Below are 21,353 nucleotides of genomic sequence, written 5' to 3' on the forward strand. Positions count from 1 at the left end.
CTTCGTGGGACCCATGAAGTCGGGGAAATCCTCTCTGCTCGTCGCACTCGTGCGCCATGACGTGCTGCCCCGGCGCAGCCACGTGATGACTACGGTGGCCACGCGTGTGGTCCTCGGCGGGCACTCGAAGCCCGTGCTCCGCATCGACCGGCGGACCCTTGATCGGATCTCCGAGCAACTCAGCTTCTCCGCCGAAACGGAGGACCTGAGCAGATGGCCCGATCTGGCGCGCTTCTGTCACCGCGTACGGCAGGGCGGGATCGAGGTACGAGCGGGGATCCACGGCGCGGAAGCTGTCAGGCGGCAGCTACTCGAGCTCAATGAGCTTGCCCGGCTTGGCGGGCAAGCCGTCGACTGGTTGCCCGAGATCCGTCTCCCCAGCGACACCGACTGCCCGTTGGTGCTCATCGACACCCCTGGCGCCGCTCCCCACGACGCCGTCGTCGCCGAGCATCTAACTCAAGCGCACGGCTGCGTCGTGGTGCTCGACTACACCCAGCTCGGCAGCACGGCGGAGGCCGTCTTCGCTGAGCGGGTGCAACCCTTTCTCGACAGGCTCGACCGGGTGTGGATCGTGGTCAATCGGATTGACCAGCGCCGCGACCTCACCGACCGCGACCGTGCTGGCACGGCGGAGGCCGCCCGGGCCCTGTTCGGCCGCGACGACCCTGAGGTCTTCGAGACGTCGGCGAGCCTGGCTATGGCTGCCGATCCCCGTGCACGCGCGCGCTCGGGTGTGGAGCTGCTGAGCGGTGCGCTCAGCCTAGCGGAGGGATCGTCGTGACAGGCAGTGCGTTGCAGCTGGTGGGTCGACTTCCAGGGGTGAGCGACAGAGTGTTGCTCGAGCTGGTGAATGGGATCGGTGTCGCCAGCTCGGTCACCGCGGACCGCTCCGGTATGGGCGTGATGGGTCGGCTGATCGCCAACGTCACTGGCCAGGACCACGAGGCTCAGATACTGACCTTTCGCCACCTGATCAACGGGCAGCAGGCACTGGTTCAGCTGTCCGTCGAGGCCAATTTGCGCAGTGGTGTCACTGACCTGGCCCTGGCCCGTGTGAGCACGCATCTCAAGTCGGTCAAAGAGGTCACCCTGGCCGTGCGTGACGAGCACGACGAGCTTGCGGGCATGGTCGGCGAGCTCATCCAGGAATGCGACGCACGGGACGAATACCTGTCGCGGGTGGGACAGCGACTCAGCATCGTCGAGCTGAGGATGGCCGCCGATGACTTCCTGGAGATCGCGGTCACCGACGCGGAGCGCGTCCTCGATGGAGTGCCATGGCCGTACCAGGTGATTCTTCTGGCGCGGCAGCTCGCGAGCGGCCCCTGTGGACAGTGGGATGCCAAGCAGGGCGACACGGGGTACCGCACCCGGATCGCCAACGCCGTGGCCGATGCGATCGACGAGGTACGGCAGGCGCCTCGGCATGGCGTACAGCTGGAGGGAATTATCGATACTTCATGGCGGGTGCTGAGTCGGACCGACGAACGACGGCTGCTGGCCGAGCTGCTCGATGTGGGACTGAACCCTCAGCTGGCACTCGCTCATGGCCCGTTGACCCAGATGGCGGCCCTCACCATGGAGCTGGCTTCGCTTCCGGACGACAGTAGGCCGGACCGGCCGGCCAAGGTTGCTCTTGAGCTCAGTCGTCGAAGGGTAGGCCACCTTGATGGCGGAGCCACTACGCGAAGGTTTGTCGACCTTGCTGTACGCGAGCAGTTCGCCACAGTCGCCGATCTCTGGCGGCGCCGGTGAATCCGTTCCCCGCCACCGCGAGAGTCGGCCTCGTACTGGCGGGCGGCGGAGCAAAGGGTGCCTACCAGGTCGGAGTGATCCAGTACTTGGCCGAGATCGATCTTCCCCTCGCCGCAGTGGCGGGCACCAGCATCGGGGCGCTGAACGGCACGGTCGTCGCAGCGCATGGCTCGCCAGCTGCAGCGATTGAGCACCTGCGCAGTCTGTGGGCCGAAGTCGGAAGCATCGCGGGGGCAGGCATTACGGGGCCAGGAACGGCGTCGGATGTGATCGAGCTGGCTGGCAACCCGGTTCTGCGCCCCGATTTCGTTGCGGGAGTCGTGCACAGACACATCGACATGACGGATCTACGGCTCGCCTTCTGGGTCACCGCTTTCCCTAGTGCCCCGGACGACAACTGGCTTGCTGACGTGGCCCGTTCAGTGACGGGCCGTGGCCGCTCCGACTGGATCAAGGTGAACGCTCTTCCCTTGGCAGAGCGCAGGGAAGCCATCCTGGCCAGCGCGGCCCTGCCGTACATCGCACCGGGCCGGTGGGTCAATGGGACCTTCTACCGCGACGGCGGACTTGGCGGCCCCTATGCCAACACCCCAGCCGGTCCACTGGCTGCAGAGGGACCGTTGGACCTCATCCTCGTCACCCAGCTCACGCGCGGGGTGCTGTGGGACGCCGCGCGCTATCCTGACGCCACCATTCTGGAGATCCGGCCCTTTGACGCGTTGGCCGCACGAGGCCCGGTCGGATCCGCGATCGGGCTCATGGATTTCTCCCCCCGGCGCATGGAAGAACTGCGTCGGCAGGGCTATCAGGACGCCAAGCGGACCCTCTCGGACGCGCGAGCCGTGCTGGAATCGACTCATGAGCGGCGCACGGCGCAGGACATCATGCTGGAGGCGGTCCGCGACCTGGACGATCCGTGAAGGGTGCGGCTCCCTTCAAGGGGCGGTCTCATCTGTGCGAACTGTTGTGTGAGGCGCGGTTGGGTGACCGGCTCGGCTATCGGTGGGGGCAGCGCAGCCACCTGCGGCGTCCGAAGACGTACATTGCCCGCCGGGTCAGCGAGGGCAAGAGCCGTCGCGACCACAGCGATGCCTCAAGCGCAACATCTGCCGCCAGATCTTCAAATCCTCGAACGAAGGAGCCAGCCAAACGCGGAAGAGCTTCCTCAAGCGGCTTAACACGACATAGCAGCCACGGGGGCGACTTGGCACCCGCCCGGGGGCGTACGCCTGGAGCGTGTGTAGCCCTAGTGCGCCGCTGACAAACCGCCATCTCACCGATAGCGTCCTAGTGTGCTGTCGACTGAGGGACCGTTCTGGCCCTACCACGTAAAATTCGAGAGGGCCGGCGCCGGAGAGGGGCGGTACCCCGCCGTATGCGCAGGAACGGGCGGCATGCAACGTCGAGAACAGTCTGTAGGCGCGGAGCCGTGACAGCGTGCTGACTAGGCTCACAGGGCGGAGTTGCGCCGCTCAGATGACCGGGTTGGGCGTGATGGGGGAGAGGCCGTGTCCGTCGACGAGTACTTGAACAAGACCGAGGACGAACTGTATGCGCTGCTAGGCGCGTCGCTGCTTGGCGATACCCTCGGAGCCGCCCCGAGTGATCCCGACCGTCCGCGCCGGTTCGGCCAGGAATGGCTCAACGGGCAGCTAGATGCCCTGCGTAGCAGGATTTGCGGGCATGAGCGGCTTAAGGGAGTCGTGGGCGCCAGCTCTTCGGACCGGGTGATCGATGCATATGCGCTGTGCGATATCCTCGGCAACTTTGGCGGGGACCCGACGAAGACTGCGCTGGTGGCCGTCCTGGTGGCCCGGATCGGAGTCGGCGCCTTGTGCTCCGGTCACACGCCGCTCCCATGACCGGGGAGTCGATGGCCCAGGCCGCCGCACGCAATTTTCTTCAAGTGGGCAAGGAGAGCTATTCCTCGTACCTGCGTAAAAACATGTCGGAAATCGGTGCGCTCAGCAGCGACCAAACGTGGCGGCTGCCGTTCCCTGAGCTCTTCGGTGAGTCCCTGTCTGAGGTACTCGACGCTGCCGCGGCGGATCTCGCCTCCGCCTTGACCACCCTCGGGCGGGGAGACCGGCTCGCTCGGCTCGTCGTGATCGCCGCCAGGAGTCAGTGGGTCTCCGCCCAGTATGCCCCATATGGCGATGGAAGTGGCCTGGTGGTGGTGTCGGACTCGCTGGCCGGCCTGTGCACTTCCTACTGCCAGCACCTCAGCTGGGAGCTAGCGCCGATTTTCGATACGACCTCGTTCCTTAAGCCACTCCTCCGCCTTGCTGTTGCTCTCTGCAAGGGCACACTGGTCGGTGATCCGGCACGTCTGGCCTCGGTGCTGCGCTACCACCACGTCAACCGCCGGGCTCACGGTGTCGCCACCGCCCTGCTCACCCAGCAGGAACGGCGTAGCGAGAATGACCACGAGCATCACAGCGAGGCCGATCTATTCTTGCTGATGACTATCCGGTTTCTCCTCGGCCATGAAATGGCACACCACGCTCTCGCTCACCACGCTGAATGTTCCCAGTCACCGGAACAGGAGTCGCAGGCTGATTTCCTGGCCCTTCGGGCCGGAAACCTAGTGAACGCAGACGTGATGAAGAAGCATGCGTCCGATATTCCGTTCGTGCGCGAACAATGGATGGAGGATGCTGGTGAATTCTATGGGCTGGTGAGCGCCGTAATCGGGATGTTGGCCGTACAGTCGCTGGAAGAAGCCCTGATGGTCAGGCGGGGCAGAACGCACCGCCCCGCGCGTGAGCGCGCCGCACGTCTCATCGAACAGTCCTTGGGTGATGCCCGGATCCATGAGCACGAACGAGCCTTGGGACACCGCGATGCGCGTTTCCGCAGGCGGATCGAATCGGAACGCAACGCCCTGCAAAGTCTGACGCGCAGCCTGGCGGCGGCGACGGACAAGGCAGCTGACTTCAGCGCGAGACGCGCCAATTTCGACTGGGCGGGCCTGCCCATCGCGCAGGTCGTCGTGCCGGGCGAGAACCACTTGCGAGAGGTGGTCCGGCTAGATGGGCTGTTGAGCCAACCCGACGCATCGCTCACCGCCGCCCTGGCCCACAGTCCGCTGCACGATGGTGCCCTGTATGCGCTGGCCGGAAACACGCGCCAGGCGATGCGGGCCTGGAAAGTGCCCGACGCCACGACCCGCACCGTGCACGACGAGACGACCGCTCTGGCGTTCTATACCCTCGTCCACTTCATCCGGACCGCTAGTAAAACGTACGGACTTTCAGGGAAAGACCTTCATGAACTCCCGATCGTGGCTGCGACCTTAATCTCCCGGCGATTGACGCATGAGGAGTGACGTACCACTGGCACTTCACTCCCGGAAGGCCGGGAGCGTCCGACTGGGTAGCCGGAGGTCGTGGCAGCGGAAGCCGTTCGGGGGCGATGGCTGCACGGTGCACTTCGCCACTTCACCCGAAGAGGGTGCGGCGCAGGAGCCCGTCGAGACGAGGAGAGCCCCAGCCACCTCGACCGGGGCTCTCCTGATTTGTGTGCTGCCGGTGGCACACAGGGGCGCGCCTGCCCACCGGACACGTGCTTCAGCCGACCGTCACGGAGAATCCTTGACCCAAGATGATCAGTAGCGCCATGAAGACACCCACCGTCACCAGGATGCCGATCAGGCGACCCGTCCGGCGCTCCCCGCCGATGGCGTACCGGACGGTCCGCCACCACTCCTTGCCCAGCTTCACCCTGCTCACCTCCCTTGCTGTTCGCGTGAGTTGAGCATCCCTGGCGGGATATGCGGATAAATCATGGCGGTAGGCTGTGACACACAAAAGAACTGTCGTGAACCGTGGTGATCCGAATCCGGGTCATCACGGCGGGGAGGCCCCGTATGGGTGGCTCGGCCAGCAAGTTGATCGACATCCCGGACTCGGTTCCGGACGGACCGTTGCGTGACTGGCTCACCTGGTTGCAGGAGCTGAGGCGTCGAGCCAACACACCCTCCCTGACGGAGATCTCGAAGATGACTCTCGCCCGGAACCAGCCGGTGAGTGAGAGTACGGTGCGGCGCCTGTTGAGGGGTAAGTGCCTCAGTGACGGGAGCGCGTACGCTGTGGCCTATGTCTTGGCAGCGATGGACACGAGGCCGGTGCCGGGCAAGCCGTCGGACGACTGGGAAGCCTTCGGCCGCGAGCTGATCCGGCGGTTCGGTGCGGCGACCTCCGGAGCTGCGGACGCTTCAGTGGAAGCATCTCCCTACGAGGCGTCACGCGATCGGTTCCCGACGTTCCAGAGAGGGGAAGCCGACGCTGGCAGTCCGATGTGGCACCAAGCCTCGGAGGCGATTTCTGCATCTCGCGCGCGTCATACCCCCTTCGAGGATGTGTCGACGGCGGAGGTGTTGTACGCGGCGGAGAAGGTCAAGGCGGCACCGGGCACCTCGAACCTACGGGAGGCCAGTCGATGCCTGGGTCGTGAGAAGGAACTCGCCTGGCTCACTCGTACACTGACGGGCCGCCAGGACGGAGTGGGCCCCCCGACGGTCGTCGTGACCGGCCTGGGCGGCATCGGCAAGACCACGTTGGCCTCGGAGTACGCCCGTCGGCACATCCTGAAATACTCGTTGGTCTGGTGGGTCAATGCCGCGTCGCCCGAAGAGATCGAGACCTCTCTCACCCGTCTCACAAGCCGGCTGGCTCTCGGCCAGCTCGACGCCGCAGGACGCACCGCGCAGGTGAATTGGGCCATGCAGTGGCTGACCTGGCATTCGGACTGGCTGCTGCTTTATGACAACGTTGACGATCCTGATCATCTGAATCTGTACATCGGCGCACTCGTCCGGGGTTCTCACCTTGCCACCAGCCGCCGCACCACCGGCTGGGCCGACAACACCCGCACCCTGCTCTTGGACGTCCTCCGCCCCGGCGACGCCGCCCTGCTGCTGCGCAGCCTCGTGTGCGAAGGCACCACACCCACACCCCGGCAAGACGCCGACCTCCGCGCTCTTACCGCTGACCTGGGGAACTTGCCCCTCGCCCTCAGGCAGGCCGGCGCTTACCTGGCCCAGAACCGCGGCATCAAAGTCCAGGATTACAGACGCCGCTTGGAATCGAAGCTCGACAAGAAGGCCCACGGCGATAGCGCCGAACGCACCATCGCTCGTATCTATGACGTGACTCTTGGCACCCTCGAGGACGTCAACCCGCTGGCCGTGGAGGTGCTGCATACCGCCGCTTGGCTCGCCCCCGACGAGATCCCTCACACCCTGCTCACTCCCCCAGGCGCCGACCCCCACGACACTGCGGAAGCGGTCGGCACGCTGGCCGCATACAGCATGCTTACTGACACAGGCACCCATGTAAGCGTCCACCGCTTGGTCCAAACCGTCCTGCGTACCTCCCACACCACCAGCGGCGACACGCAGCCACCCCCCTGCCCACCGGGACGTCTGCGCGCCGAACAAGCAGTGCTCCACGATCTGATTCCGCTCCCAGGCCAGGACAGCATCCCCGCCGCCCATTTGGACGCTCTCACCCCCCATCTCGTCGCCCTGGCAGCCACGACCCCGCCAGGGCACTGCAACAGCACTCTCGCCACGGCCTACGACATCGCGGCCTGCCTGCTCAGTCTGCGAGGCCACGACGCACGCACTATTCCGCTGCTAGAGGCCACTGTCGCCCAGCACCGCCAAGACCTCGGCGACACCGACCCCGACACCCTCGGCAGCCGCAACAACCTCGCCTGCGCCTATCGGGACGCGGGGGACCTGACCAGGGCCATATCACTGTTGGAGGCAACTCTGCTGCAGTGGGAGGAGGCCCTCGGCGACACCCACCCCCACACCTTGGGCAGCCGCGACATCCTGGCCGGCGCTTACCAGGAGGCGGGAGATCTGGGCAAGGCCATCCCTCTGTTCGAAGCCACACTGGCGCAGCGCGAGCAGGTCCTTGGAAACACCCACCCGCACACCCTCACCAGCCGCTACAACCTCGCTGGCGTCTACCAGGACGCGGGGGACCTGGGCAAGGCCATCTCCCTGTTCGAGGCCACCCACGCCCAATGTGAGCAGGTCCTTGGCGACACCCACCCCCACACCCTCGACAGCCTCAGAAGTCTCGTCGCCGCCTACCTGGCTGCGGGATCTCTGGACAAGGCTCTTCCCCTGCTTCCGTCCCTTCTCGCTCCAAGCGAGTAGGTCTTCACGCACAGCCGCTCCCACACCTCCACCAACTGGGGGCAGAGGATGCGACCCCCGTGTAAGCACCATGCTGCGCCTGCTCGACTTTTCCAGGCGGGAGACCTGCAGAAGGGGCTCTGACCTGGGGCTAAACGTAGCGAACATGTAGTGGATGTGCTGCCTTACTGGCTCTTAACAGCAGCGGTTCGATCATGTGACTGTCTGCTTGATCGCTCGTTGATGTGGTCATGGGGAAGCGTCAGTCGCGGCCGTGGATCGTGTCGGACGCACTGTGGTCGCTCATCGAGCCGTTGCTGCCTGAGCCGCCGCCGAAGCAGGTGGAAGGCCGACCGCGAGTGCCCGACCGGCAGGCCCTGTGCGGCATCCTGTTCGTCCTGCACACCGGCATCCAGTGGGAGTACCTCCCGCAGGAGCTGGGCTTCGGCTCGGGCATGACCTGCTGGCGCCGTCTGGCAGCCTGGAACGAAGCCGGCGTCTGGGACCAGCTGCATGCGCTCCTGCTGAAGAAGCTGCGGTCACAGAATCAGCTGGACTGGTCGCGGGCGGTGATCGACTCCTCCCACGTCCGGGCCGCACGCAGGGGCCCAAAAGCGGACCCAGCCCGGTCGACCGCGCACGCCCGGGCAGCAAACACCACATCATCACCGACGGCCAGGGCATCCCGCTCGCGGTGTCGCTGACCGGCGGCAACCGCAACGACACCACCCAACTCCTGCCCTTGCTGGACAAGATCCCAGCGGTCGCGGGAGTCGTCGGCCGGCCGCGCAGACGGCCGGACATGCTCTTCGCGGACCGCGGCTACGACCACGACAAGTCCCGCCGGCTCCTGCGGCAGCGCGGCATCAGGCCCGCGATCGCCGAGCGGGGCCAGCCGCACGGCACCGGCCTGGGTACCTTCCGGTGGGTGGTCGAGCGGACGATCTCCTGGCTGCACGGCTTTCGCCGCCTGCGGATCCGATGGGAACGACGCGACGACATCCACGAGGCCTTCCTCGGACTTGCCGTCTGCCTGATCACCCACCGGCACGTCCAGAGGCTTTGTTAGGGCCAGTTACAGTAGGCACGGCGGCTCACTCGATCGTGTAGCGCTGGGTATGTGCGGCTGGCTTCTCTCGTCCGGCCTAGCTCGGTGGCGAGGTTCGGGTTAGGCTGATTTAGCCTGCAGTCGGCCCCGAGTCGACGTATCGGGAATCTGTAGGTGGGAACGCAAGCGTGAGTTGAAATAGCGCGCCCCTGGTGGGGCAACAGTCGCCGAACGCTCACCGCGTCCTCGGTCCGCGGCAAGCAGTACCCCGGGCGTGTGGGTCACGCGCTGCTGGAGACGCTGAACGTCGGCAGGTCTCAGCGACGACCACTCTGAGGGTGGTCGAGCTGAGGCTGCGTGCACCCGGTTCGACTTCCCCTCGAGAAGGGGCAGGGCCGCCGGTGCAGACCCAGATCATTCTCATCATCGTAGCCGTGTTCGGGATTGCTGGCCTCGTACTGATGTTCGCGTGTGGCTTCCTCCGGAGCCTCTCGACGTTCATGCAGGAGCTCAGGCAGACCGTTGAAGAGGGGCGGCAGCTTCGAGCTTCCTGGCGACGTGGTCGCAAGCGCGTCGGAGAGGACTCCGGCCATGGCCGCGCCGAGTGAGGTCGAGCTCAGGTTCCGGCTGATGGGACCCCGAGGCCGCATGGCTTGCAGTCGATCAGAGTGTGCCTGTCCGCCGTGACGCGGCGCGGCCCAGCCGGGATCACTCGTTCTGCTGGTTCTCCTCGATGATTTTGCGGATGCCGGTTCGCAGGAGGGGCTGAAGGGATCGGATGGTGAACTCCTCGAACGACCACTCGACCGGGCCCGGATAAGCGCCTGCCGCCTGAAGGGACTCCAGTGCGACGAGCGCGCGATCCGGGGTCGTGATGCCTTGCAGGATGGTCGCCAGGACATCTCGGACGTGCCAGCGATTGTGGTGATAGCCCAGTGCGGGGAGAGCGCGGACGGTGTGCCTTAGAATCTCCAGGTCTGCAGTGGCGACGACCGCGCGGTGGCAGAAGTTCGCCAGCACGTCGCAGTACTCGAAGCCGAAGTCGGTGTGGTCCGCGATGAAGTCGCAGAACTTCTCGTAGACCTCCAGGAAGCCGACGCTGTTCCTCTGCCAGGTCATAGTGATCGCGTTGGTCGGCATATGAACGAGGACACGCAGCACCTCCTGGCGGTCGTCCGGGTGGATGCCCTGTGCCCAGCTCAAGAACTCGTCGATTGCCGAAGCGTCGGGGAAATCGCTGGCCAGACGGGGGGTTAGCAGCTTGGCGATCGTCTCGTCCGTCTGCCAGTCGGGGCTCGTTGCGAGAGCCCTGTTGATCGCTTCCAGGAGAGCGACGGGAGTCTCGTATCGCTGTGCGTACTTTGCCGTCGCGCGCTGGATCACGGGCTTGAGCGGACCGTCCGGGATGTCATCGCCCGGCAGAAGCTGACCGGCGACAAGGTGATGGAGGATCTTGCCGAGGGAGTAGACATCGGCCCGGACATCCACCGTCTTGGCCGCATTCCACTGTTCGGGGGCCGCATAGAGGGGGGTGCCGAGCCCGTCTCCGGTCCAGGTGAGAGCGGTCGTCATGCGTTCCGTCTCGCGGGCCAGCCCGAAGTCGCTGATGGCCCAGCGGCCGTCGGATGTCCGGAGCACGTTGGCGGGCTTCAGGTCGCGATGGAGCACGCCGGCCTCGTGAACGTAGGAGAGGCCGTTGCAGAGCTGGCTCATCACCTCGGCGATCTCGATCTCCTTGCCCTCGAACTCGGCGGCGACGGCGTGGAGGCTGCCCTGCGCGAGCGGCATGGCGTACCAGATCTCCTCCTCCTCCGACATGTCTCCGTGCGCGATGACGGGGATGACGTTCGGATGGGACAGGCCGTTGAGGACACGAAGCTCCCGTTTGAACCGCCGGGCGGCGTCCCCGTCGAGATCCTGGATGTCCCGCTGGATCTTGACGGCGACGGGCTGATCGGTCTGCCGGTCCAAGGCCCGGTAGACGTTGGCGAACCCGCCCTCGTCGATCGAAGCCTCGATCTCGAACCGGTCCCCTAGGAGGCGACGGGCCTGGGCGGCCGAGGGGCGACCGGGGCCGGTCCTCCGCCAGCTCGAGGAAGACCACCCTGCGATGACGTCCAGGTCCCAGATCGGGCCCTGTGCGATCTCGGCGACAGGGACCGGGAAGCTAGCCCGCTGCCGGAGAACGGCCACCCGCTGGGGACTCACTCCCAGAACTTCGGCCACTTCGGAAACTCCACCCAGTCGCATCTCGAGCACCCCTTATTAGTTGAGGAGATCTCAACCATAACGGTGGTCGGGGTGCGGCTGCCGTGTTTAGCGCCCGCCTCCCGCCGTCGGTGGTGAAGTCGACGCCGACACGAGCTGTGCTTCGAGGTCGGCGATTCGTTTGTCGGCGAAGCGGACGTTGTCTCGGGCGGCGGACAGCTTCCCGGTGAGGGACTTGCTCTCCGCCGTGAGCTCGCGGACCCGCCTCTTCAGGTTCCCGTTCTCGGTGATGATCCGGGTGATGTCTTCCTGCGACCATTCGCTCCGCAGGTCCCGGACCTGGCCGAGAAGCTCAGCGATCTGCTCGCGCTGGGCGAGGATCTCGGCGTGGGCGGTCTTCAGGGCGGCCTCGGTGTTCAGGGCCCGTTCGCGCCAGGACGCTTCGAGTTCGTCCTGCGCGGCCTGGCGGTCCTGGACACGCCTGCCGACGGCCTGGCTCATCGCCTCATCGCTCAGAGTGCGGGCGTCGGCGTGCTCGTAGAGGAACGTGCGCGAGACGTCCGCGGTCCGCGCGACTGCGGCCATCGTGATGGGCACCCGGGTTTTGATCATCTGCTCCAGGACGTCCTTGCGGGCGTTGGGCAGGTCACTGGTGCGGATGGCGAGGAAGCGCGGCAGGCCACGTCGCGGGGGTCCCTCGCCGTGTTGGGACACGCTGACAGACGTGTAGGACACCCAATTGCGCCTGGAACCGCTGTTGCGCCAGTGCGTGGCGCTCCGCTTGTGACGGTGCGTGACACCGGTCCGGCCGCCCGCATGTCCGGGCGGCCGGTCGCCTTGCCGATAACCGACCAGACACGGCGAGGTACATCCCGGCGAGGGCCGTCCTATGACGGGCCACGCGTCCGGCTGACGCCGGGCCCGGCGTACGTATCCCGGCGGCGCGCTGCCCTGTTCGCGCCGCCTTCCCTACGGCCGAGACCCTGGAGGCCAGTTCGAAGGGGCGCACGAGGGACGACCCCAAATGGTCACCGGTCCCCGATGGGGCCGAAGCTTGCCCGGCATGCTCCGTGTGACAAGCTCACGACCTCGTTTGCAGCTGTGATCTCGTCCGGACGCGATCAGTCGATGTCCGGGTCACCGGCCTCTTCATGGAGCTGGGTGGCGAGGTCTTCGGCCCGCTCCAAGGCCCATGTGCGGAGAGCGCTGATGGTGGCCTCGTCCAGGCCGTAGGCAGTGAAGGCTTCGTCGTCGGTCCACTCGGCGCCCGTGAGGTTCGCCTGCAGGTCTTCGCGCTCGAAGCGGCCACGCGCGTGGCGGGCGGCCGAATTCCTCGAGCTCGGTATTGCTCCAGCGGCGGGAGGCCGCGAACACGTCGATCAGGTCGCGGGGCGCTCCGCGGTCGGCGAGGGCGCGGACCTTGGTCCCGATCACGTCCTCCTCCGCGAGGACGGGCCCGTACCGGCTTTGGGTGACCGGCGCCAGAAGATCTCCTTGAGGATGTCGACCTCGCATTCCTGCCCGGTGGCCGGGTCGGTGACGGTGAAGCGGGCGGACAGCGGGGCGGTCTCCAGCGCGTGCACGTTCCAGCCGCGGGCTTCCAGGCCGGCGCGGAGTGTGGCGGCGATGTCGGCCACGGGCGCCGGGTTCTCGCTGGCGACGTCGAGGTCCTGGCTGGGGCGGTTCACGAGGCGGTGTGCTCGCACGGCGTATCCGCCGGTGAGGACCAGCGAATTAGGGGAACCGACTGCGATCACATCCGCTAGGAGCCGCGTGTGCAGCTCCGGCACGTCCGTCACGCGGCTGCCCGGGTGGGTGCGGGAGGCGAGGTGGGGGAAGGCGTCCTCCCACACGGTGCGCACGGTGCGACCGACGAGGGTGCGCAGCACAAGCCACATCTGGAGGAGCAGATCCTCGTTGAGGTAGAGGGGTAGATCGTCGCGCAGGCCCTCGTGCGGGACAGTGCGGTACAGGCCCATGCGCTGGCGAGGCTTGCCCAGGTCGTACGAGGTCATCCCTGACCAGGCCATGTGCAGCGGTAGCTCCACGACACCCTGGGTCGGGCCGCGCAACTCGTCCAGTGACTTCGGCAGACGCCGCCGGAACTTCTCCCGGTACAGCGCCAGGTCCTCGGCGACCGCACCCGAGAGGTCGCTCGGCGTGGGCGTGGGGTGCTGTGAGCTGGAAGGCACGCCTCCATCATGGCTGCCGGAGAAGTGGCGCGGATGATGTGCGAGCCTACGTCGGGAGTGAGCGGGAGCGGGCTCTTGCAGGTGAGCTGGTCGTGGCAGCCTGTTCCGTCCGAAGAAACGGGATGGACTGTTGGCCATGACGCTCGTTTGACGCTCTGGGCGCCCGCACGCGGGACAATGAGCCGAGAAACCGGCTCTGACCTGGTCTTTTCCGAGACTCGCCCAGGCCCACATCTTTCCGATGACGCATCATGTGGAGTGCGTGGCGATTCTGGAGCCGGTGAAGAAAGACGGCTGACCTGGGGTTTCTTGGGTTGAAGGGACGCTTCAAGCGTTTTCGGCGCTCCACCACGTGGTGGTCTTGATGCCCTCGGGAACCGGTTGACCTGCGGTTTTGTGGCGTATGACAAGTGGTACCGATGGTGCGTTCTGGATTCTGACGCTCTTTCTCATGGAGTATCAGGCCGTCGGTCGTGACTGTGGTGCCTCGGTGACTGGCCGGACTACGTGACGATCTCTGTTCACGGTCCGGCCGATCCAGATGCGGTGGCGGCCAGACGGGCCAAGCTCATCGGTTCTGCGTGAGAGTCCGGAGCCGCTGCGTGAGCAGCGCCTTGGTCTTGGACAGCGAAGAGCTGGCGAAGGCCGTGCAGCGGGATCGGGGGATCCACGAGTGATCGGCGGCAGTCCGCGACGCGGATGTTCCAGTGATCACCTCGGCCGCTGTACTGGTCGAGGTGAACCACCCAAGGATGAATGATGCCGCGCTGAAGTGGAGTCTTTCCCGTCTTCGCGTGGAGTCGGCCATCCAGACTGTCGCCCAGTCTGCGGCAGCTCTCTTGCGAGGGTCAGGGCTGCATGGGCGCAAGTACGCTTTTGACGCCGTGCTGTGTGCGACTGCCCTGGCGCAGCCGGGACGCGTGACAATTCTGACCTCTGACGTAGGAGACGTCGAACCGCTCACCGCCGGCCATGCTCGGGTGGTAGCCGAAAAACTCTGACCTTCGCAGGGAGCTGTGGCCCAGTCGCCGCGCTGGGCAGTGCGCTTACGAGCTGTCGGCTCCAGTACTCCTCCTCGGGTCACGCACGAGTCGCAGAGGGGCGTGATGCGGTCTGAGCCGGTGGGAAACGGCTGTTTCCCACCCAAGCTCGACACCGCGCGGCTACAGTGCCAGCTGTGCCTGATGAAACGGCCGAGTCGTCCGTGAACATGCCGGATGACGGACTCATTTCCAGGACTGTGACGTACACAATGCATGCAGCGATGCTGAGTTGTACCGATGGACACTGGAGCGGCTGAGACAGGAATTCGGTGTGGAGGACAGGGACGTCTACCGAATCGAGCGCCTCTGTCGGAGGCTTGGTTTGGATATCACGGTCTGACCATCGCGCTTTCGGCGGACCTTGAGCTGCTTCTGTTGTGCCGTGGACCGCGTGGAGATGGTACTGGGAGGAACGGACTCTCAAACGACCTCAAACGTGCCCGGCAGCAGCGCAGTCTGGAGGTGCTTTCTTGGGGAGAGGCGGAGCTGGCATGATGCCCGGCCATGAGGAAGAGAGACGACAGCGACGAGGCGTTCGTCATTGATCTGTGCAATGAGGTACTGGGCGAGACAGCCCTGACCCAGCACAAGTTCGACTGGCTTCTGGGAGACCTCGACACGAGGGGCCGACGAGCCAGGCTGCCCGTTGATGCCTACTGGCCGGGGCATCAACTGGTCGTCGAGTACAGGGAGTTGCAGCATGACAGACCTGTGGCGCACTTCGACAAGCCGGACCGGCTGACTGTCAGCGGTGTCCATCGAGGTGAGCAGCGGGCCTTGTACGACGCCCGGCGCGACACCGAGATCCCCGCCCACGGGCTGCGACTGGTGGTCGTCCGCCCCGCCGACCTCGACGCGGACAGCCGCGGTCGCCTGTACCGAAACGCGGCGGCCGACTTCGTGGCACTCAGGAGGATCCTCGCGCGCGACAGCGACGAGGACCGGGTCACGGATGCCTTCCGGACCTGGCTGCTGACCGAAGGCTGGACCCCGGTGACTCCGACCGACCGTTGGACGGACATCGAAGCGGTGCGCCGGAGCGAGCGCCTCGTGGGCGAAGTCAAGGGACGGACCAGTGAGAAGGGCACCGACGCCGACATCGCCTATGGCCAGCTCCTGCGCCGTATGACCAGCGAACATCCGGATACTCGATATGCGCTGGTCGTCCCGACCTCATCGGTCGGGTCCGCCAAGCGTGTTCCGTCACAGGTACGACGACTGCTGCGCATCGACCTGTACGAGGTGACAGACGACAATCACGTGCGACAACTGCCCTCGTAGCCCTTCCTCTCGTCGGTCGAGTGGCGGCACGCCTGCTCCATAGCCGGTACAGAGCTTGGCTGCCGGACGGCGTGGCGCAGCCTCGTAGCCCTCCGCCTGATGCACGGGCGCCGATCTCATCCTGGCGGGTGCGTCCAGTGGGCGAGCGTCAAGCCGCAACCTTCGGCCCGGGGCGCGCGCAAGGGACATACGAGCACGGAAGGTTGGCAGTGCTCCAACGCGCCACCATTTCCGCTGGTTCGGCCGAAGATGCACTGGTCGAGGCCGAGGCTTTGCCGCTACTCATGGAGGCTTGGTCGGGGAACGGGGGATCCGATGCTGCTCGTCGTTGCATTACTGGTGGTCGGCGGTACCGCGCTGGTGTCGCGTTGCGGGGGCCCGACGGCCTACCACCGGCCATGTCGCCGCAGACGCAGGGGGCTGTTCGCGCGTTGCCGGGACCATAGCTTCACCCTGATCACGATCACCGACCTGGCGGGTCTCGCGCTGTTCGGGCTGGCCTGTGGCATGTGGGCGCTCTTCGGCCCGGCCGCCTGATGCGGCGCAGGCGGAGCCAAGGAGGGTGGGCTGCGGTTCCCTGGTGGGTGTGGGGCCTGGGCGCCTTCGCCGGGGTCAGTGGTCTGTGGCAGGCGGCCGAGCAGTGGCCGGTGTTGACGGGCATCACGCTGACCGTGGTGGCAGCGGGACTGGGTCTGAAGCCGGGGCGGCTGGCCCTACAGAGATGGACCGACCGCTCGGTGCTCGCCGCGGGGCCCGTGCGGTATTCGCTGGCGCATCTCGACGCCCTTGACCCCCGGGCGTTCGAGCTGGCGGTCTGCTCCCTGCTGCGCCGGGACGGACTGACCGCGGAGCACGTGGGCAGAGCGGGGGACAAGGGCGCCGACGTACTCGTCGTCGACCGCTCGCGACGGCGGGTCGTCGTGCAGTGCAAGCGGCTGCGACCGGACCGAAGGGTCGGGGACCAGGACGTGCAGCGGGTCAACGGCACGTACCGCCACGACCACGGTGCCCAGTTCGCGGTGATCGTCACCACCGGAGGCTTTACGGCGGCCGCGAGGGCCAGTGGCCCACGCTACGGGATCCGCCTGGTGGACCGGGACGCGCTGGAGCGGTGGGCGAACCTGGGCGAACCGCTGTACAGAATTCTTCGGGTTCCGGACGAGGACGCACGACGCAGGCGCTGGGTGCCCAGATCGTGGCGGCGAGACACACACTAGGGTGACGGTGCATCAGTTACTCCTCCAACTCATCTATACAGCAGGCGAGTTGGCGGCACGAGGGGGAAACATGTCCGACGAGATCGAGTCCGCGCGGATCCAGGTGTTCGGCGCCGACCCGCGGCATGCGGAGCTCGAAGCGAGAGAGCTCCGTGAGGTTCTGCGAGGTCTGGACGGCGCCCAGGTGAGCTTCGCCCCGCCTGAAGCGCCGCGCGCCACGGAGGGCGCGAAAGGGGCGGAGCTGCTGACCCCGGAGGTCGTGCTCGTCCTCTCCACAGGCACCCTCGCGCTGGCGAGGACAGCCATCAAGGCGTGGGTCGAGGTGCGTAAGAGCCGCAAGGTGCGCGTTGTGCATGCCGACGGGACGGTCACGGAGTTCCAGGGCGGAGTGTCCGGGCGTGAGGTGAAGGCACTGCGGGACGGCCAGAACGGCACGGGCGACAAGCCGGGCGCCGGCCCGGGAGGCGAACGATGAGCCGCAAACATGCCTTACTCGTGGGCACCGCCGTCTATGAGGACGTGAACTTCCCCGCCCTGTCCTCCGTGCGCGCAGACGTTCACTACTTGAGCCAGGTCCTGGAGATGCCGGCGGTCGGCAGGTACGAGAAGTGTGTACGGGTCGAGGACTCGTCGAAGGCGGCGATCAAGCAGGCCGTCGAAAAGTTCCTCAGGGACCGCGAGCCGGACGAACTGGTCGTGCTCTATATCAGTGGTCATGGAGCCTACGACCGTGAAGACGGTCAGCTCTACTACGTCACCACGGACACCGAGGCCGACCGGCTCCAGCAGACCGCGCTCGAAGCCTCCTACGTGACCGACCAGTTGGAGAAGTGCGCCGCTCGGCGCAAAGTCCTGCTGCTCGACTGCTGTTTCAGCGGCAGCGCGGTGCAGGGCTTTCGCAGCAAGGGAGCCTCACACGCGGCCACCTCACCTGTGGTCGAGGCCAGCGGCGTGCACGTCATCACCGCGTCGCAGCACTGGGAACAGGCCTTCACCACCGATGCGGACCAGCCCTCACAGTTCACCAGAGCGATCGTCGAAGGTCTGCACTCGGGACAAGCGGACCTGGACGGTGACGGGCACGTCTCGGCGAACGACCTGTTCCGGTACATCAGCCGTGACCTGCGAAAAGCACCTGACGGACGCCGACAGACGCCGACCCAGTCCAGTCTTCAGGTGACCGGCGACATCTATCTCGCCGATGCCTCCACCGGCCGTCAGATCCCCGCTCTCAAGCCGCTGCCCGCCGGGCTCACCGCGGTCACCGACGGCACCGGAGAGGTGACACCGGCACGGGTCAAGGCCACCCGGGCAGTACATGACGATTCCGCTTTCACCGACACCGACTGGGCGGGGCTGCTGACGTACTACCAGCACTGTCTGGAAGCGGAGAACTCCACCGACGAACTGCTGCCGCTGGTGGGCAGCGATCCGCCGCGCGTGGTCTGGCCGGCAGGGGAGGAAGTCCTGCTCTCCGGCACGGAGGCCACGGTCCAAGCGCCGGAACGCGTCGTGGACCTTGCCGAGCGCGCCCACCAGGACGGCGCCGACCTCTGGTACGGGTACCCCGTTGCCGTCCTCTATGACGGCAAGCGGCAGGTGTGCGCACCACTTGCCATGCGTCAGATCGAAGTCGAACGCGGCCCGCAGGGCCACAGTGTGGTGACACCCACAGGGCCGATCGTCCTGCATCCCAAGCTCGTCCTAGATCGGTTGGGCAAAGACGAAGGCAAGGAACTGCTCGCCGCCTACCAGCCCAACTGGCGGCCGGGCTTCCGGGAGGACATGGTCCGCGACCTGCGCAGTCTGCTGCACGAGCTGGGGCTGCCCGACACGGAGCACCTCGATCCCGGATCACTCGGCGACGGCAGCTCGCTGTATGCCGCGCACGAAGGCGCCCGCAATGTGGCGGTCGTCTTCGCCGCACGGTCGGACTCGGCGGCGACCGCACAGCTGATGAAGGACTACAAGACGCTTCAGAAGAATGTCCGGCAATTCGCCGAAACCGCGCTCGGGGCGTTCACCGGGTGTGCGGACTCAGAAGCGGACGAGAGCGCCGAGCAGGAGGTGCAGGTCGTCGCTCCATTGGAACTGAACGAAGGACAGGAGGCGGTCATCCGGGCTGCCATGGTCCGTAGGCTCACCGTCGCCACCGGACCGCCCGGCACCGGGAAGAGCCAGCTCATCGTCAACGCGGTCGCCACCGCCAGAGCGGCCGGCCAGACCGTGCTCGTCGCATCGACCAACAACAAGGCGGTGGACGAGGTCTGGGAGCGCTGCGAAGACCTGGCGCCGGGCCTGCTCGTACGCACGGGCAACCAGGCCGCAGTCGAGGAAGAGCTGCGGACGCTGGAGCGGCTGACGCGTAGCGTCCGGCCCCACCAGTCTTCCCAGACACACCGAGGCGAGCTGCGGAACCATCTCCGGGAGCAGGAGGCACTGCGTCGTCAACTCGCGCAGGTCGCCGGGAGAGAGCGGGAACTGGCAGACCTCGGCCGACTGCGCTTCTCCTACGCCGAACAACGTCACGGTGACCCGCAGGCGCTCGCTACGGCCCTGGGCGACGATGTGTCTCTCGGCCGGTGGCTGCGCCGGGCTCGCATGGCGGTGCGCCTCGGGATCTTCGGCGGGTGGCTGCGAAGCCGGTGCCTACGAGGTCTCGCCCCGCTGTCCGTACAGGCCGCAGGGCGTCCGGAGTTCGCCGGCCTGGTGTCCTTCGCGGAGGCCGAGGCCGCCTGGCGGCAGAAAAGCACCGAAGCCGACGCGGTAGCGGACGACCGCCAGCTCCTGGCGGCGCGTCGGGAGACCGATCGAGGGGTCCGGGACACGGCGGCAGCTCTGCTGCAAGCTCTGGTGGCGGAGCAGGCGACGACCGCGCGTGCTGCCATCCACGATCGCATCGAAGCCGTGAAGTCACGATCACCGCGGCAGTGGTCGTCCTTGGAGCGGATCATGCCGCAGGTGTCGGGCTGGGCCGTCACCGCAAGGTCCCCCCGGCGCTTCCGGGACCGGGCCGCCCTCTTCGACCTGGTCATCGTCGACGAGGCGAGCCAGTGCTCCACGCCGGATGTGCTGCCCCTGCTCTTTCGCGCACGGCGGGCTCTGGTGATCGGTGACCCCATGCAGTTGCAGCACATCACCACACTTCAGCCCCGGCAGGAGGCCGAGGCACACCGTGGGGCGGGGCTGCGGGCGAGCTGGCTGGATGAGCACCGGCTTGAACACCGCCGCTACTCTTCGTTCCATGCGGCTGCCCAAGCAGCAGGAAAGACCCTGCTGCTGGACGAGCACTTCCGTTGTCACCCGGACATCGTCGGCATCTCCAACCGCCATTGCTACGGCGGCCGGCTGACCGTCCTCACCGAACCCCGGTCGTTACGACGCCTCGACGGAGTCGACGCGGTTCAGTGGCTCGATGTGGTGGGAACAGCGCGCAGAGGCGGCAACGGGTCGTGGGTGAACCAGGAGGAGGCGGAGCGCGTCCACCTTTCGGTGGAGCGACTGCTGAAGCGGCTGCCTGAGGGCTCGACGGTAGGGGTCGTCACCCCCTTCCGCGCTCAGAAAGACCTGATCGCCGAGCGCTGGAAGCACGAGTCGCGCGTACGGGTCGGTACGGTGCACACCTTCCAGGGAGGACAGCAGGACGTGATCCTGTTGTCACTCGTCGCGGGCGCGCGAATGCGCCCCAGCGCGGTCAACTGGCTCTGCCGCGAGGTCAATCTATGGAACGTGGCCATCACCCGCGCTCGTTCGCATCTCATCGTGTTCGGCGACCGTGACTTCTGGTCGGCCCGTGCGGGGATGCCGCATGCGCTGTTGGACGCCGCCGAGGCCAAGGCCTCGCTGTCTTCGCCCGGCCCGGAATCCGGACAGCAGCACGAGCTTGTCGGTGACCGGCTTCAACTCCTGCTGACGGACGAGATCTCCGGAGTCCTGCTCGACCGGAACGTCACGACCGACGGCTATGCCTGCGACTTCGACGTCCGCCGGGGTACGGGTGAGGCCCAGGTTCAGTTGGACCACGGGGCGCCCGCCGATGTGGAGGTCGCTCGCCATCTGAGGCTCGCCCTCAGCCACGCAGCCCTCCTGCCGAACGGCGTGCGACTGCCTGCCTGGCACGTGTGGGCCGGTCGGACGGAACGCGTGACGGGGCGGCTCAGCGGCCGATGAGGGCGAAGCGCAGATACCGGAGCGAGGACAGTGACCGGGCCGACCGCCTGGCCGCTGCAATCTCGGCCTCATCGGCGGCCGATGGGCTTTTCGAGTCGACGAGTTGTCCGGCTCGTCGGACGAACTGCTGACACCGCCCGGAGGCACGCCTGACGGCGAAAGGAGGCCGAAGCACAGGATCTTGTCGAGGGCACTTTGAGTAGGTCCGCCCCTACGTCAACGTCCTCGCACTACCATGCGATCGGGGGATCTCGGTGACTCGGCGTGCGCGCTGGTGACCGAACG

General features: G+C 66.5%; 16 protein-coding genes and 3 pseudogenes. 14 read left to right on the plus strand and 5 right to left on the minus strand.

Annotation, left to right across the window (positions count from 1 at the left end):
• The first annotated feature begins 13 nt into the window (after positions 1–13).
• From G9272_RS33545 to G9272_RS33565, 5 genes are all read left to right on the plus strand, one after another.
• Entirely contained in the window at positions 14–784 is a 771-nt protein-coding gene (locus G9272_RS33545) for a dynamin family protein (protein WP_171399983.1), read from the plus strand.
• 38 nt (positions 785–822) lie between these two features.
• Positions 823–1,758: a hypothetical protein gene (locus tag G9272_RS33550; protein ID WP_171399984.1), complete on the plus strand. Its 936-nt coding sequence runs from the start codon at positions 823–825 to the stop codon at positions 1,756–1,758.
• The gene (locus tag G9272_RS33555; RefSeq protein WP_171399985.1) at positions 1,755–2,678 is read left to right on the plus strand and encodes a patatin-like phospholipase family protein; all 924 of its coding nucleotides are present in this window, start codon (positions 1,755–1,757) and stop codon (positions 2,676–2,678) included. Before G9272_RS33550 ends, G9272_RS33555 begins: the two co-directional genes overlap by 4 nt.
• Before the next feature lie 588 nt (positions 2,679–3,266).
• Positions 3,267–3,620: a hypothetical protein gene (locus G9272_RS33560; protein ID WP_171399986.1), complete on the plus strand. Its 354-nt coding sequence runs from the start codon at positions 3,267–3,269 to the stop codon at positions 3,618–3,620.
• Entirely contained in the window at positions 3,617–5,086 is a 1,470-nt protein-coding gene (locus G9272_RS33565; RefSeq protein ID WP_171399987.1) for a hypothetical protein, read from the plus strand. The genes G9272_RS33560 and G9272_RS33565 overlap by 4 nt, the downstream gene beginning before the upstream one ends.
• 241 nt (positions 5,087–5,327) lie before the next feature.
• Here G9272_RS33565 and G9272_RS33570 read toward each other — a convergent pair whose 3' ends face one another.
• Positions 5,328–5,489: a hypothetical protein gene (locus tag G9272_RS33570; protein ID WP_171399988.1), complete on the minus strand. Its 162-nt coding sequence runs from the start codon at positions 5,487–5,489 to the stop codon at positions 5,328–5,330.
• 137 nt (positions 5,490–5,626) lie between these two features.
• Between G9272_RS33570 and G9272_RS33575 the strand changes: the two genes are divergently transcribed.
• From G9272_RS33575 to G9272_RS33585, 3 genes are all read left to right on the plus strand, one after another.
• Complete coding sequence (locus G9272_RS33575; RefSeq protein ID WP_171399989.1) at positions 5,627–7,930, plus strand: tetratricopeptide repeat protein; 2,304 nt, start codon at positions 5,627–5,629, stop codon at positions 7,928–7,930.
• 230 nt (positions 7,931–8,160) lie between these two features.
• A protein-coding gene (locus G9272_RS33580; protein WP_253268019.1) for an IS5 family transposase occupies positions 8,161–8,978 on the plus strand; the annotation gives its coding sequence in 2 pieces (ribosomal slippage) (positions 8,161–8,512 and positions 8,512–8,978; 819 coding nt in all).
• Between the two features lie 380 nt (positions 8,979–9,358).
• Entirely contained in the window at positions 9,359–9,565 is a 207-nt protein-coding gene (locus tag G9272_RS33585) for a hypothetical protein (protein WP_171399990.1), read from the plus strand.
• 100 nt (positions 9,566–9,665) lie between these two features.
• Here G9272_RS33585 and G9272_RS33590 read toward each other — a convergent pair whose 3' ends face one another.
• The 4 genes and pseudogenes from G9272_RS33590 to G9272_RS33605 all read right to left on the minus strand — a co-directional run.
• Complete coding sequence (locus G9272_RS33590) at positions 9,666–11,183, minus strand: serine/threonine-protein kinase (RefSeq protein WP_171399991.1); 1,518 nt, start codon at positions 11,181–11,183, stop codon at positions 9,666–9,668.
• Positions 11,184–11,273: 90 nt separating this feature from the next.
• The gene (locus G9272_RS33595) at positions 11,274–11,900 is read right to left on the minus strand and encodes a DUF6262 family protein (protein WP_253268020.1); all 627 of its coding nucleotides are present in this window, start codon (positions 11,898–11,900) and stop codon (positions 11,274–11,276) included.
• A 386-nt stretch (positions 11,901–12,286) separates the two neighbouring features.
• Positions 12,287–12,964: pseudogene (locus tag G9272_RS33600) on the minus strand (nucleotidyl transferase AbiEii/AbiGii toxin family protein).
• Between the two features lie 15 nt (positions 12,965–12,979).
• Positions 12,980–13,357, minus strand: a pseudogene (locus G9272_RS33605) (hypothetical protein); the annotation flags it as partial.
• A gap of 602 nt (positions 13,358–13,959) precedes the next feature.
• Between G9272_RS33605 and G9272_RS45555 the strand changes: the two are divergent.
• From G9272_RS45555 to G9272_RS33630, 6 genes and pseudogenes are all read left to right on the plus strand, one after another.
• A pseudogene (locus G9272_RS45555) lies at positions 13,960–14,358 on the plus strand (DNA-binding protein).
• Between the two features lie 546 nt (positions 14,359–14,904).
• The gene (locus tag G9272_RS33610) at positions 14,905–15,681 is read left to right on the plus strand and encodes a hypothetical protein (RefSeq protein ID WP_171399992.1); all 777 of its coding nucleotides are present in this window, start codon (positions 14,905–14,907) and stop codon (positions 15,679–15,681) included.
• A 315-nt stretch (positions 15,682–15,996) separates the two neighbouring features.
• Positions 15,997–16,218 (plus strand): hypothetical protein, encoded by a 222-nt coding sequence (locus tag G9272_RS33615; protein ID WP_171399993.1) that lies wholly within the window; start codon positions 15,997–15,999, stop codon positions 16,216–16,218.
• Between the two features lie 47 nt (positions 16,219–16,265).
• Complete coding sequence (locus G9272_RS33620; protein ID WP_171399994.1) at positions 16,266–16,898, plus strand: restriction endonuclease; 633 nt, start codon at positions 16,266–16,268, stop codon at positions 16,896–16,898.
• Positions 16,899–16,968: 70 nt separating this feature from the next.
• Positions 16,969–17,373 (plus strand): effector-associated constant component EACC1, encoded by a 405-nt coding sequence (locus tag G9272_RS33625; RefSeq protein WP_171399995.1) that lies wholly within the window; start codon positions 16,969–16,971, stop codon positions 17,371–17,373.
• The gene (locus G9272_RS33630) at positions 17,370–21,068 is read left to right on the plus strand and encodes a caspase, EACC1-associated type (RefSeq protein ID WP_171399996.1); all 3,699 of its coding nucleotides are present in this window, start codon (positions 17,370–17,372) and stop codon (positions 21,066–21,068) included. Before G9272_RS33625 ends, G9272_RS33630 begins: the two co-directional genes overlap by 4 nt.
• The last annotated feature ends 285 nt before the right edge of the window (positions 21,069–21,353 follow it).

The organism is Streptomyces asoensis (assembly GCF_013085465.1).
Taxonomy (GTDB): domain Bacteria; phylum Actinomycetota; class Actinomycetes; order Streptomycetales; family Streptomycetaceae; genus Streptomyces; species Streptomyces cacaoi_A.